General features: G+C 47.9%; 13 protein-coding genes. 9 read left to right on the forward strand and 4 right to left on the reverse strand.

Features of this window, described 5'->3' with window-relative positions; genetic code table 11:
• Positions 1–31 precede the first annotated feature (31 nt).
• From ACY2IG_RS06065 to ACY2IG_RS06085, 5 genes are all read left to right on the forward strand, one after another.
• Positions 32–1,090, forward strand: coding sequence for a D-alanyl-D-alanine carboxypeptidase family protein (locus ACY2IG_RS06065; RefSeq protein WP_290777506.1), 1,059 nt, complete (start codon positions 32–34; stop codon positions 1,088–1,090).
• 17 nt (positions 1,091–1,107) lie between these two features.
• Positions 1,108–1,722, forward strand: coding sequence for a glycerol-3-phosphate 1-O-acyltransferase PlsY (gene plsY / locus ACY2IG_RS06070; protein WP_035408639.1), 615 nt, complete (start codon positions 1,108–1,110; stop codon positions 1,720–1,722).
• A 192-nt stretch (positions 1,723–1,914) separates the two neighbouring features.
• Positions 1,915–2,679: a DeoR/GlpR family DNA-binding transcription regulator gene (locus tag ACY2IG_RS06075; protein ID WP_056060593.1), complete on the forward strand. Its 765-nt coding sequence runs from the start codon at positions 1,915–1,917 to the stop codon at positions 2,677–2,679.
• A 25-nt stretch (positions 2,680–2,704) separates the two neighbouring features.
• Entirely contained in the window at positions 2,705–3,367 is a 663-nt protein-coding gene (locus ACY2IG_RS06080) for a copper homeostasis protein CutC (RefSeq protein ID WP_290749373.1), read from the forward strand.
• 185 nt (positions 3,368–3,552) lie between these two features.
• Positions 3,553–4,182: a DUF975 family protein gene (locus tag ACY2IG_RS06085; protein WP_035408632.1), complete on the forward strand. Its 630-nt coding sequence runs from the start codon at positions 3,553–3,555 to the stop codon at positions 4,180–4,182.
• Positions 4,183–4,234: 52 nt separating this feature from the next.
• Here ACY2IG_RS06085 and ACY2IG_RS06090 read toward each other — a convergent pair whose 3' ends face one another.
• Positions 4,235–5,116, reverse strand: a complete 882-nt coding sequence (locus tag ACY2IG_RS06090; RefSeq protein ID WP_329470531.1) for an NAD(P)-dependent oxidoreductase — start codon at positions 5,114–5,116, stop codon at positions 4,235–4,237.
• Positions 5,113–6,858: an ABC transporter ATP-binding protein gene (locus tag ACY2IG_RS06095; protein ID WP_056060602.1), complete on the reverse strand. Its 1,746-nt coding sequence runs from the start codon at positions 6,856–6,858 to the stop codon at positions 5,113–5,115. Before ACY2IG_RS06095 ends, ACY2IG_RS06090 begins: the two co-directional genes overlap by 4 nt.
• A 124-nt stretch (positions 6,859–6,982) precedes the next feature.
• On the opposite strand from ACY2IG_RS06095, the gene ACY2IG_RS06100 reads away from it, so the two are divergent.
• From ACY2IG_RS06100 to ACY2IG_RS06115, 4 genes are all read left to right on the forward strand, one after another.
• Complete coding sequence (locus ACY2IG_RS06100; protein WP_290749380.1) at positions 6,983–7,414, forward strand: YaiI/YqxD family protein; 432 nt, start codon at positions 6,983–6,985, stop codon at positions 7,412–7,414.
• Positions 7,415–7,497: 83 nt separating this feature from the next.
• Positions 7,498–9,132, forward strand: a complete 1,635-nt coding sequence (locus ACY2IG_RS06105) for a sensor histidine kinase (RefSeq protein ID WP_231496873.1) — start codon at positions 7,498–7,500, stop codon at positions 9,130–9,132.
• A gap of 32 nt (positions 9,133–9,164) precedes the next feature.
• The gene (locus ACY2IG_RS06110; RefSeq protein WP_462618474.1) at positions 9,165–10,919 is read left to right on the forward strand and encodes an EAL domain-containing protein; all 1,755 of its coding nucleotides are present in this window, start codon (positions 9,165–9,167) and stop codon (positions 10,917–10,919) included.
• Positions 10,920–10,980: 61 nt separating this feature from the next.
• Positions 10,981–11,250, forward strand: coding sequence for a hypothetical protein (locus ACY2IG_RS06115; protein WP_462618475.1), 270 nt, complete (start codon positions 10,981–10,983; stop codon positions 11,248–11,250).
• An 83-nt stretch (positions 11,251–11,333) separates the two neighbouring features.
• Here the strand turns inward: ACY2IG_RS06115 and ACY2IG_RS06120 are convergent, their stop codons facing one another.
• Together ACY2IG_RS06120 and ACY2IG_RS06125 are read right to left on the reverse strand one after the other, a co-directional pair.
• Positions 11,334–12,299 carry a DUF4003 family protein gene (locus tag ACY2IG_RS06120; protein WP_035408619.1) on the reverse strand — a complete coding sequence of 322 codons (966 nt, stop codon included), beginning with the start codon at positions 12,297–12,299 and terminating at the stop codon, positions 11,334–11,336.
• 54 nt (positions 12,300–12,353) lie between these two features.
• Positions 12,354–12,869: a DUF1836 domain-containing protein gene (locus ACY2IG_RS06125; RefSeq protein WP_035408615.1), complete on the reverse strand. Its 516-nt coding sequence runs from the start codon at positions 12,867–12,869 to the stop codon at positions 12,354–12,356.
• Positions 12,870–12,958 lie beyond the last annotated feature (89 nt).

A 12,958-nucleotide genomic window follows, 5' to 3' on the forward strand; every position in this document is an offset into this window, starting at 1 on the left:
GAGAAGCATAAAAAGAAGAGGGGTCTTACTCATGAAAAAAATCGTAACCGTTAGTACGTTAGCGCTTCTCCTTGCAGGATGTAATCCTGGAGATCAACAAGCGGACGATACGACGAAAACTGAACAGAAATCAGATGAGACAACACAATCAAAAGACGAAACGAAAAAAGAAGACACAGCAAAAGACACGAACAAAGAAGAAACAAACAAAACAGACAAAACAGATGAAACAACGAAAGACGATACGTCAGAAGATGCAAAACAAGAAGACAAGTCATCTGAAGACAAATCATCCGATGAGACGACACAAGAGGACCAAGGATCTTCGGATGAGGCAACGAAGGATGAAACAGAAAAGAAAGATGATACACCTGCAGCAGAGAACAAAACAGAAGACAAAAAGGACGAATCGACGGATAAACCGGATAGTTCGTCTCAGGATCCAGAGCAGGAAAAACCATCGAAACCAGAAGATGAGACGCCAGACGTCGATAAATCAGCAGATGCCAAAGCCGATCTTTCGCTTGGAATGCTCGTCGTCGTCAACAAGAAGTATAGCTTGCCAATCGACTACAAGCCGTCGGATCTCGTCGTTCCAAACGTCAGCTTCTCCTATTCGGGTGTACTTGAACAAAGCTACATGCGAGCACCAGCTGCGAAACAGATGGAAAAGATGTTCGCTGCTGCTAAAAAAGAAGGCGTGACATTGAACGCTGTCAGCGGATTCCGTTCCGGCGCACGTCAAAAAGTATTGTATAATAATTATGTCGCACGTGACGGCAAGGCAGCTGCTGATCAATATTCAGCACGCCCTGGTCACAGTGAACACCAGACCGGTCTCACTTTTGATATTTCGGCACCAAGCGTAGGTAATGGATTAACTGCCGCTCTTGGCGATACGAAAGAAGGAAAATGGATCGCGAATAACGCAGCGAAGTTCGGCTTCATCGTTCGTTACGACCGTGGTTTCCAGTCGCGGACGGGTTATACGTATGAGCCATGGCACATTCGTTATGTCGGAGTCGATGTCGCGACACAAATTAAAAATAACGGACAGACTCTTGAGGAATATATGAAAGTCGGTCACTAAGAGGTTGGAGGTTGACTATGATTGAAATCATAGGGATTTTGGTTCTTGGCTATCTGCTTGGTTCGATTCCGTTCGCATTACTTGTTGGGAAATGGGGACACGGAATCGATATTCGTCAACAAGGTAGCGGGAATCTCGGAACGACGAATACGTTCCGTGTCTTGGGGAAAAAGGCAGGAATCATCGTCTTGATCGGTGATCTTGGAAAAGGAGCCGTCGCGAGCCTTGTTCCGATCTTGATGGGCGCGGATGTGCATCCGCTGTTTGCTGGATTAGCGGCTGTCGTCGGTCATATCTATCCGATTTTCGCAAAGTTCAAGGGCGGAAAGGCAGTCGCGACGTCTGGTGGGATGTTGCTCGTGACGAGTCCGATTCTCTTCATCTTTCTGCTCGTATCCTTTTTGACGACACTTCGCCTGAGCCGGATGGTCTCGCTCAGTTCGATCGTCGCAGCAAGTGTCGGGATTGTCGTGTCGATCACGATCGGCGTCTTGACGAACGATTGGATCGTTCCGACCTTCTTTACGGTTCTTGCGTTGTTCGTCATCTTCAAGCACCGTGATAACATCCAACGGATTCGCCAAGGAACAGAGTCTAAGATTCCACTCTTTGCAAAGAAATCATCTGAATGAACGACTAATGACGCGTCTGCATCTCACTCATTGAGAGGCAGGCGCGTCTTTCGTTTGATGAAAGAGTCGGATAACGGACGAATTCAACGACATTTCATAGGAACTACACGTTTATTTACATCGGATTTACAAGACCTTTACAGACGTTCGCTACACTAGAACTAGAACTGGTCTGTAAAGGGGGAAGCGCACGTGTCGTTATTAGGAGAAGAGCGGAAATCACGCATCATGGAATGGCTGGAAGAGGAAGGGAAAGTCATGACGAAGGATTTGATCGAACGTCTCGATGTCTCGGGAGAAACGGTACGACGCTACTTAGAGGAGTTGGAACGCGAACGTCAATTGAAGCGTGTCTATGGCGGTGCTATCTATCAAGGAGGAAAACGGGAGACGCCGATCTCACGGCGAACGGATCAGCTGTCCCGCCGTTTAGCGCGCTATGCGAAAGGGTGGCTCAGTGACTATTCCTGTATCTTTCTCGGACGGGGAGAACCGGTCGAGCATTTGTTACCTTATTTAACGGGAAACGCGACGATTGTCACGAATTCACTGATCGTCGCCAGTCACTTGGAGCAGTGCCGTAAGACGGGACCGTTCACTGGGGAAATTCGATTGTTAGGCGGAACAGTCGATGCATACGGACAGACGGTCGGGGTCGAGGTATTGCAAGCGCTGGATGCCTATGCTTTTGATGCCTGTTTCCTATCGTTTGATGGTGCTGAGATTGAGCGAGGCTTCGTTAGTGATGATATCGAATCGTCACTTATCCAAAAAGCGGTCATTAGTTGCACAAAAGATGTCTACGCCTTCTTAGCCAATGACGAGTTCCAAGGAAACCGAAAATATAAAGTGGCAGAGTTCCGGCGCGCGAAAATCGTCCTCAGCCCAGCTTCCTATCCGCCATCATGGGAGATGAAACTGTTCAACGAACGCGTGAACTGGATGGTCGTCTCATGATACACTGATGCGGGAGGGATGTATCATGTTAGAAATCATTGCATCGACGGTAGAAGAAGCGGTCGCAGCAGAACAAGCCGGAGCGGACCGGATCGAGCTCGTTTCCGCATTATCCGAAGGGGGATTGACGCCGAGCTACGGACTGATCCGTCAAGTCGTCTCGACGGTTGAGATTCCGGTTCACGTCCTCGTGCGACCACATAGCAAATCGTTCGTCTACTCGAAATCAGATGAGGAGACAATCATCACGGATATTGACTTGATCCGTGAACTCGGTGCAGCCGGGATCGTCGTCGGCTCATTGACAGCAGACGGTCGTGTCGACGAAGGTTTCCTCGGTCGCATCATCAAACATAAAGGGGAACTGTCATTGACGTTCCACCGAGCAATCGACAGTAGTCGTGATATTCTTGAAGCGGCAGAAGTACTCGCTGATTTTCCGGAAGTCGACCGGATCTTGACGTCAGGTGGTCAAGCGACGGCACTAGAAGGTAAAGAGACGATCGCACGCTTGATTGCAGACTATCCGGACTTGATCATCTTACCAGGATCCGGCATCACACTTGAAAATGCAGAGGCACTTCTTGAAGCAACGAAGGCGTCCGAACTGCATGTAGGATCGGCGGTCTTACAAGACGGTGCCATTCAAAAGGAACGCGTTGAGGCGTTGACACGACTCCTAGGATGATCATCGAGTGAATCAATCCATTTTTCTGATCTGTTGAGATGAGGGAAATGGATTTTTTCATGCGCTCGTGACGACTTTTCGACGATTCGCTTCAAGCAGATGAAAAGCAGAGTGGGAGAACTAGGTTTTTCAAAGGAACTGGGCTAAAATCAAAAGTGGAAATAGTGGATATAAAGGAGTACGACATGAACCCTAAACAATTGAAACAAGCTGCTCTTGGTACGTTAAAAGGACAATGGTTGGTCGGATTAAGCATCTCGATCATCTACTTCCTTATTTTTGCGCTCGCTGCAAGCCGGATGTCATTTGACCAAGATGACATTGATAGTATGGTTCGATTCATCGCACTGAACATGGTCGTCACGATCGTCCTTGCTCCGGTGACGGTGGGACGAACAATTGCGTACTTACGTTTCACGCGCGGAGAGTCCGCGGGAATCGGAACGTTATTCGAAGGATTTTCTTCGTTTCGACGTGCCTTCCGGACGATTGCCGCATATGCGATCGTAACGGTATTGGTCTATGTTGGATCATTTTTGATCTTACCGGCACTATACTTTTACCTAGCATATCGTCTCGTTCCGTATATTTTAGTCGATCGACCGGAATTATCGTTTTGGCAAGTACTTGGTGAAAGCCGCCGGATGATGAAAGGGCATAAGCGTGAACTGATCATGCTTTACTTGAGTTTCATCGGCTGGGGGATCCTCGCACTACTTAGTACAGTGGGTGTCATCTTCTTGACGCCATACTTCGATACGACGATGGCACACTTCTATGAACGCTTGAAACCAACACGTTCCGTTAAGGGATGAACGTAAAAAAGCCTGTACATTACGTCAGTAGACGTAGCGTACAGGCTTTTGCTTATTCTACGGAAGCGCGTGAACGCTCAGCGAGCAATAGATAAAGCGCTTGTGTACCGGAATCGGCGTGACCCAGCTCAGCAAGTTGTTCGTATAAGTCTTTCGTGAGTGCGAGACCAGGTGTCGCGATACCCATCTCAGCGCCGCGTTCGAGGGCAAGGCGCATATCCTTGATGAAGTGTTTGACGAAGAAACCAGGTGAGTAGTTTTCGGCGATGACGCGCGGAATCAAGTTCTCAAGACTCCAGCTACCGGCAGAACCAGATTTGATCGTCTCGATGAACTGTGTCGGATCGATTCCGGATCGTGTGACGAACAACAACATCTCCGCTGTTCCAATCATCGATCCGGCGATTGCGATTTGGTTCGCGAGCTTCGCCGATTGTCCTTTACCAGGACCACCGAAGAGTGAAATCGATTTCCCCATCGCCTCGAATAATGGCTTCGCTTGTGCGAAAGCCGCTTCTTCACCACCGACGAGAATCGCGAGTGTTCCGTTCTTCGCACCGAGATCACCGCCCGTGACAGGTGCGTCAAGTGCCTGAAGACCGCGTGCTGTCGCTTCCTGCGCGATTCGTTCAGCAAGAGCCGGACTAGACGTCGTCATATCAATCAGAATCGTTCCTGGTGTCGCATGATCGAGTATGCCGTCTTCGAAGTAGATCTGCTCGACGTCTTGCGGATAACCGACGATCGAGATGACGACGTCGACATCCGTGACGACATCTTGAATCGTATCGACGATTTCGACACCATCTGCTTCAAGGACGAGTCCTTTCTCTTTCGTGCGATTGTATCCTTTGACTGTAAAACCTGCCTTACGCAGATTGCGGACCATGCCTTGTCCCATGACACCTAATCCGATGAAACCGACTGTATTCATACGTGATTCCCCCTTGCACGTTCCGTGCCGATGAATTGTTGCGTTACGAGCTTATTATACAATGGATTGTCGACGACAAGTCGATCATGTGTCCCGATACCTGAAATCTGACCATCTTCAAGAACGATGATTTGATCGGCATGACGGACCGTCGCGAGACGATGGGCGATGACAAACGTTGTCCGTCCGACCATTAATCGCTCGAGTGCTTCTTGAACGACACGTTCCGACTCGGAGTCGAGACTGGATGTCGCTTCGTCAAGCAACAGAATTTCCGGATCACGGAGGAGTGCACGTGCAATCGCAATTCGTTGGCGTTGACCACCAGACAGTTTGACGCCCCGTTCTCCAATCTCAGTCGCATAACCTTCCGGGAATCGTTCGATGAACGTATCGGCATTCGCCATCCGTGCAGCCGCACGGATTTTGTCTTCACTGATGTCATCTGTCAGACCGTAGACGAGATTGTCACGAATCGTTCCTGATAAGACGGGGGAATCCTGCGCGACATATCCGATTGCCTGTCGCCAAGACGATAACGTCAAATCAGAAATGGGTTGATCTCCGAGACGGATTTGTCCTGACGTCGGTTGATAAAATCGCTCAAGTAACGCAAATAATGTCGTTTTACCGGAGCCACTCGGACCGACGATTGCTGTCGTCTTGCCGCGTGGTAACGTAAAGCTGACATTCTGTAAGATCGACGTCTCATTGTATCCAAATGACAGGTGTTCGACCGTCACGTCCGTAAACGGACGAGATGCTACAAGCGTTCCAGGTGCTTCCGGTGATTCATCGAGAAGCTCAATGATTCGCTCTGTCGCACCGCGTGCTTTCTGTAACTTCGTGATAAATTCAGTCATCGTCACGAGCGGTGTCATGATTTGGAACAAATAGAGCGAAAAGGCGACGAGTTCACCCGCCGTGATCTGGTTCGTCGCAACGCGGTAGGCACCAAAACCGATGATCAAGATCAGCATCGTCGTTAGAGTGACGTTAAAGATCGGCAACAAGAGGGCTTGAATTCGTCCTTCCTTCACACCATATCCGTATAAGTTCTCAATCCGCGTTTTTCCTCGTCCCAGCTCATAGTCTTCTGTTGCTTGTGATTTGACGAGTCGGACCTCACCGAGCATCTCGGCAAAAAAACCGGATAATCCTGCAAGTTCCTTCTGAGTCTCACGAGAAATCTTGTGTAATTTGCGGACGAGCGGAATGATGATCAACAAGGTCACGGGGACAGCGATGACCATGACGAGCGTCATTTGCCAATCGAGGAAGAATAGGATCGTGATTGCTCCGATGATTGAGACGAGTGACGTCAGCAAACGGACGAGTTGTTCCGATAGCAATTGCTGAAGTGTCGTTGCATCACTATTGAGTCGTGAGACGAGCTCACCGGATTTTGTCTCATCATAGAACGGAATCGATAGCGTCAATAGATGCTTCCATAGAAGCGTTCGTAAATTGGCGACGATCCGTTGACCAACGATCTGTAACCAATAGATCGATAAAGCGTTCGCGACGACTTGGACGAGGAAAACGATCACAAATAGACTGATCAATTGTGGTGTCAGTCGATCGACAGTAAAACCATCAATCAACGTCTTTAAGAACCAAGGAATGGCGAGCGCAGCCAGCGCTTGGATGACGGAGACGGAAACGGCGGCAGATAATAAACCGACCGGTGGTTTCGTTTTTTTCAATAACAGGTAAAAAGATTGGAACGTCGCAGCGTTCATTTCAACACATCCTCTCTTTTCTATTGTCCGGAAGAACGAAGAGACGGTCAAATGGGAAGCGCGACTTGACAAAAAATCTTTCGATTTGTGACACTGATAGTGGAAACAATAAGGGAGGATTCAAATGTCTATTTTCGTAGATGCGGACGGATGTCCCGTTGTCGATCTTGTTATTCGACACCGACAGGGACGTGACGTCTTTTTAGTTTGTGATACGGCACACCAGATGATCCGAGAAGGAGCGACGACGATTACCGTCGGACAAGGACCAGATGCCGTCGACTATGCGATCGTCAATCGGATGAAACGTGGCGATCTCGTTGTGACCCAGGATTTTGGTCTGGCAGCACTCGTCTTAGCGCGAGGGGGACTCGCAATTGATCAAAATGGTCGCCAGTTCACGAACGATAATATCGATTTATTGCTCCACACTCGCCATGTCGGACAACAAATCCGACGAGCAGGCGGGCGTACGAAGGGACCGAAAAAACGGACGCGTGATGCGGACCGTTCCTTTGAAGAATCATTTCGTACATTAGTGCAAACCAGCATGTAAGGAAGACAGTGCTGGAACTGTTGATACGGTACGGACCGTGATATAATTTAAAGCATGAATGAAATCAGAAAGGAGGATACACGTTGAAACGAATTTTACGCGACCACTCGAAGGATCGCCCTTACCGATTGCGCCAAGGAACGGTTCCGGCATCAACTGAGGCACGATTCACATCACTCGATCAACGTGAAATCAATCGATTACAACAGAATTTACGAAACGTCGAAGTGAAATTGAAGCAACGCAATGAAATCATGGAAGCGTTGGCGACACAAAATGTTGAAGCAGCCTGTGAGACTGTCTTGATGATCTTGTTGCAACTGCTTGAGGTAGAAGAAGGAGCTATCCTCTTGTACCGGCGGGAGCAGTTAAATCATTTCGTCGCACAAGGGATCGACGATATGGAGCTGATCGAAAAAGATCTCGATCAATATTCGGTCTTGCGTCGCGCATTCGTCATGCGTAAATCGGTCCAATTGCCACTCGGCGACCAGTTCGAGTCAGCAATTCCCGTGCAGTCTCCAAGCAACGGACAAGTCGTCGGACTGCTATACATCCGCCATGCCTTCGCCCAGTTCAATTTAGAACAAGTCGGGGATTTACTTGATCTATCACGAAAACTTGGAATGACGCTTGAACGCCATCTCCTGTTCCATCAAATGGAGCATGAAAAAATCAAGACGTATCAGCTACTCGATTCGATTCGGGAAGCTGTCCTATATATCGAGAGTAGCGGGGAGCAGATTTATGCGAACCAGGCCTTATTGAATATGTTTCCACCAAAACTCGTCAATCAGGCGCAAGGGTTCCGTCACGCGTATGAACGGGCGACGTCGCTGTTTGAACATGTCGATCAGCCGGAAGCACTTCATGATTACATCGGTCAACTGATGAACGGTGATATTCCGGGAGAAACGATCGAGTTATCGGCATTCAGGGGGAACTTGTTGCTCAGTGCCTACGCTGAACGGATTGCGATTGCGAACGTTGAATGGGGGATGATGCTTGTCTTACGTGACGTGACGAAAGACAAGGAGCTCGACCTTAAGCAGGCAGAGTTCGTCTCGATCGTTTCGCACGAGTTGCGGACACCGCTTTCTTCGATCATGGGCTTCACGGAGTTATTGATGAAACGAGAAGTCGATCCGAAGCGGCAGAAACGCTATTTGCAGACGATTCATTCGGAAACCGTTCGATTGGCGGAATTGATCAATGACATCTTGGAAATTCAAAAAGGGGAAGACTCGACACACGGAACACAAAAAGAATTACTTGATTTAAAACAATTGATGTTCGAGATGAAGCCGATGTTCGATCTTGCGAGTCGCGCACATCGCATCAGTGTCCAATTTAGTCCGGGATCCTATACGATTTCAGCCAGCAGTGAGAAGATGAAACAACTGTTTACGAACTTGATCATGAACGCGATTAAATATTCGCCCGAAGGCGGCGCGATTCGGATCAAAGGATCAAATCAGTCAGATCAATTACGAATTGAGATTTCAGATGAAGGGCTTGGTATTCCAGAAAAAGCGCTCCCTTACATCTTTGATAAGTTTTACCGAGCAGATAACTCGGATACGCGCAAAATTGGCGGAACGGGCTTAGGACTCGCGATTTGTCGGATGATCGTCCTCGATCATGGCGGAGCAATCTCCGTCCAATCGACGGAAGGGGAAGGCAGTACCTTCATCATTCAACTTCCGATCGGCGTATGACCGACGACAGACTCAGAAAGGAGGAAGACACGGTGAATAACTCACATATTCGTTATGAAGCATTACATCCACTCGTTGAGGAAATTCTTGAAAAGCTGAGTGAACGAATTGGCGTCAATACGTTATTTTTTGCATTGAACGACTCATACAGCAACTTTGTCGTCAAGGCAATCAATCAAGAACGTCAGTTGATCGAAGAAGGCTCGACCCATGTCTTCCAACATGTCCTCTGTAAGCTGGTCGTCGATGAGACGGACGGGAAGGTCTCGATCAATGAATTGCTCAACGATCCATTGACCGTCAATCATCCGGTTACGAAAGCTCTTGGGAACGGTAGCTTTTTAGGAGTAGCGATCAAAAATGCGGAAAATGAAAAAATCGGGACATTATGTGCCTTTGATGATCAACCATTCGACTTCAAGGAGCAGGATATCGCACTCGTCGAGCGGTATGCGGATATTATTAGTAAATCGATCAACGTCGAAACGTATGTCATCAAGGATGCGCTAACAGATGTCTATAACGAACGGTACATGAATCGACTGATCTCAAGTGTGACGATTCATCCTGCTTTCTTAATGGTGTTGAACCTCGACCGTTTCCATGCGATTAATGCGACGCATGGGTACCGGGCAGGGAACGAAGTGCTACGCGAAATCGCGAATCGGCTGAAATATGTTCCTTTACCGAATCATGTCGTCGGTCGAATGGATGGGAATGAATTCGTCGTCTTAGCAGCACTCGAACAGGAACAGGAATTCGAACAATATGCGGAAGATTACGCTCGCATCGTCACGGAAGCGATTGAGCAACCGATCGTTGGTGTTGCAGCCGAACCGATTCAGGTGACGGCATCATCTGGCGTCAGTCTTCTGACCGGTGATATGGCAAGTCGCCAGACACAAATCTACGCAGCAGAAGCCTTGATGCAACAAGTCAAACACGAGGGGAAACAGCGAACCTCATTTGTTAATCCAAATCGGAATGCGGAACAGCATCCATTTGCATCAGTTCTTGAATCAGAGCTTTCGTATGCACTAGAACGGGGACAATTCGAGCTCTACTATCAATGGATCGTTGATGCGAAACAAGAACGCTACGTCGCGGTCGAAGCGCTTCTACGCTGGAATCATCCTGTGCTTGGGTTCGTCAGTCCGACGGATTTTATTCCGATTGCCGAGAAGATGGAGATTTTCCCAGACATCGGTCGATTTACGATCTGTCAGGCGATCCTGGATCAACGGCGCTTGGAGGAGACATTTGGACGTAAGATTTCCGTCGCCGTCAATCTATCGGCAAGCCAGTTCGAGTCGGATCAACTCTTTTCAGAATTACTGAGACTGACAGAAAAATCGTATTTCCCGGACGAACGACTCATTCTTGAAATACGGGAGGAAGTATTGCAGACGCGTCGTCGTTTTGCAATCAAACGTTTGGAGCAGCTGCGCCAAGCAGGCTACCGTCTGACGGTCGATCATTTCGGTAGTCACTACGCGTCACTTAATTCGTTATTGCGTTTACCAGTCCAAGCAGTCAAGCTCGATCCAATCTTTACACGTCGACTCGTGCAAAATCAGTTAGAGCGTTCGATGATTCGCTCTGTTCATTCCTTGACGTCGACGTTAAACATCGCGCTCGTGATTCAGGAAGTCGAGACCGCGTCGCAATTGCAACAGATTCAAGTGTTGGATGAGCAACTTTATATGCAAGGCTACGAGGTCCATCACCCTCAGCCGATTGAACAATTACTCATCGAGGACATCGTTCGAGGGCGTGCTGAGGTTTAACCGTTCTTCAGTCGGGAATACATTAAAATGTGGAACAAGTACATTTTAAGGGGGATGCCAAATGGCTAATCAACATGATAAAGAGACGGACCCGATTACTTCAGGAAACCGGATGACGAAGGATGAGATTGCCGGACGTGACCCGCAAGACAATACGGAGGTTCCGGAAAAATCGAAGGATGAAAAAGAAACGAAGCATCAAGATCAAGAAGCTGAGAAAACAGAACGACCAGATGACGAAGCTTCAAGTGAAGAGGCACCCGATTTGTCGCATGCTTCTGATGAAGATGGCGATGTCGAGCCATCCGATGAAGAGAACCAACAAGGTTAAAAATGACTAAAATAAAGGGCAATCGATGTCCGGCAGAAATGCCACACGTCGATTGCCCTTTTTAATGTATTATTTTTAAACGGTTACTCGCCACTCCCACCGCCATCACTTCCACCATCGAATCCACCGTCAATTCCGCCATCTGTCGCATGTGACGTATCGGTCAAATCAACAGGGAAGAGCAAGAACGGAGTCGCATCGGCGCTATCCGGCGGAAGAATCGAAGATGGGAAGAGTTGTTGCAGGATCGTTTGTTGACTCAAGTATAATCGGATCGCCGTCAAATAGACCAAGTCCCTCCGGTACTTAAAACGTAAATCGGAGCGTAACGTCTCTGCCATCTGTTGGAGTGCCGAAGCATGAATGTTGGGGTCGCCGAGTAGTGCAAGCATTCCGTGGAATGACAGCGGGACATGATGCTTACGATGTAATTTACGGGACGACTCCAATTGCGCGATATAACGATCCCAATCGTCCTCTGGTAATAAAGAGAATAACAAGGCGACGATATACGTCTGTTGAGCGCGACCGAAACGTCGTTTCAGTCGTTGATAGACTGCTTCAATACGCGAAGCGAGTTCGTCTAAATCACCGCGTGTCGCAGCATGAAAATAGACGAAGGAGGTCAACAGCGGTGATACGATGAAACGATGCTGTTTTTTAAGAAGAGTGTATAACTGAACGGTCCGCTCGAGTACCATGTCTTGTGGAGAAATACGACTAATGAACAGCGCAGTGGAGTAGGCATTCAGGGGATGCGACAAACGATGGGATTTAAAATAGCCGTGAAGCGACATCATCTCAGCGATGCGGCTCGGTGCATGAGCGTCAAAAGCATGGATTTTTGAAGCGAGCAGCAAAGCCTGCGTAGTTTGCGTGCGCAATCGTGTCGTTAAATCGTCTGCTGTCTCAAGTAACGTGCTTGCGGATACCTGCTCCGTTCCGATCGTCCGGTCAAATGCCAATTCGATGAGAATACCGTCCTGATATGTTCTGAATTCTGGTGCGATATGATCCAGTTGTCGCAAGAAAGTCGTCGCCATCTCCATGACTGTTCCTCCTCTGCTTTTTCTTATAGTGTATCACGCAGTGAAAGCGTTATCTTATTTTTTTAGTTGGGTATCGATCAACTGTTCCGCTGCGCGCCGGTACAGATTACTCATATGAGCCAGCGCTAAAATCTGTTCCAGTGGATCGGTCGTCGAGGCGGTAAGAGCATCTTGTTCGGTGATGAAACGGGCTGTATTTCGTTCTGTCAGTTCAAGGTAAGTGCGATAAAAGTCTTCCAGATCGAGTTGATTCTGTTCGATGCCTTCGTTCAAGGGCGTTAGGATCGTCTTGATATCGTTAATCGAAAACGAACTTTTCAACTGATAAATCAAGCTAATTAAAATCAAATGCTCCTTCGTATACTTTTTATTCGTAACCGGAAAAAATAATTTTTTTTTGGCATAATTGTTGATCATCGTCTTCGTCAGGATTGTCTCATCCGCATTCCGCGTCGTTTCCTCGAATGTTCGCTCAAACAGTTGGATGACTTGATCCATATAAAGATCAATGTTCGGGATATCTGCGAGCTGTAATTGACGATCATGTCTCGTGTCGTCAGAACGTGTCATAAAAAAACCTCCAAAATCGTTAAAATAGGACTTTCTACTTCTTCATCATATGATAGAATATGTATATAACGCCATGTAGTATTCAAAAC

Source organism: Exiguobacterium sp. EF_C8, from assembly GCF_054956715.1.

Bases quoted from the DNA above. Each gene is read 5' to 3' on its own strand.
- ACY2IG_RS06065 (WP_290777506.1), top strand. From the start codon at position 32: ATGAAAAAAATCGTAACCGTTAGTACGTTAGCGCTTCTCCTTGCAGGA.
- plsY (WP_035408639.1), top strand. From the start codon at position 1,108: ATGATTGAAATCATAGGGATTTTGGTTCTTGGCTATCTGCTTGGTTCG.
- ACY2IG_RS06080 (WP_290749373.1), top strand. From the start codon at position 2,705: ATGTTAGAAATCATTGCATCGACGGTAGAAGAAGCGGTCGCAGCAGAA.
- ACY2IG_RS06085 (WP_035408632.1), top strand. From the start codon at position 3,553: ATGAACCCTAAACAATTGAAACAAGCTGCTCTTGGTACGTTAAAAGGA.
- ACY2IG_RS06090 (WP_329470531.1), bottom strand. From the start codon at position 5,116: ATGAATACAGTCGGTTTCATCGGATTAGGTGTCATGGGACAAGGCATG.
- ACY2IG_RS06095 (WP_056060602.1), bottom strand. From the start codon at position 6,858: ATGAACGCTGCGACGTTCCAATCTTTTTACCTGTTATTGAAAAAAACG.
- ACY2IG_RS06100 (WP_290749380.1), top strand. From the start codon at position 6,983: ATGTCTATTTTCGTAGATGCGGACGGATGTCCCGTTGTCGATCTTGTT.
- ACY2IG_RS06115 (WP_462618475.1), top strand. From the start codon at position 10,981: ATGGCTAATCAACATGATAAAGAGACGGACCCGATTACTTCAGGAAAC.
- ACY2IG_RS06120 (WP_035408619.1), bottom strand. From the start codon at position 12,299: ATGGAGATGGCGACGACTTTCTTGCGACAACTGGATCATATCGCACCA.
- ACY2IG_RS06125 (WP_035408615.1), bottom strand. From the start codon at position 12,869: ATGACACGTTCTGACGACACGAGACATGATCGTCAATTACAGCTCGCA.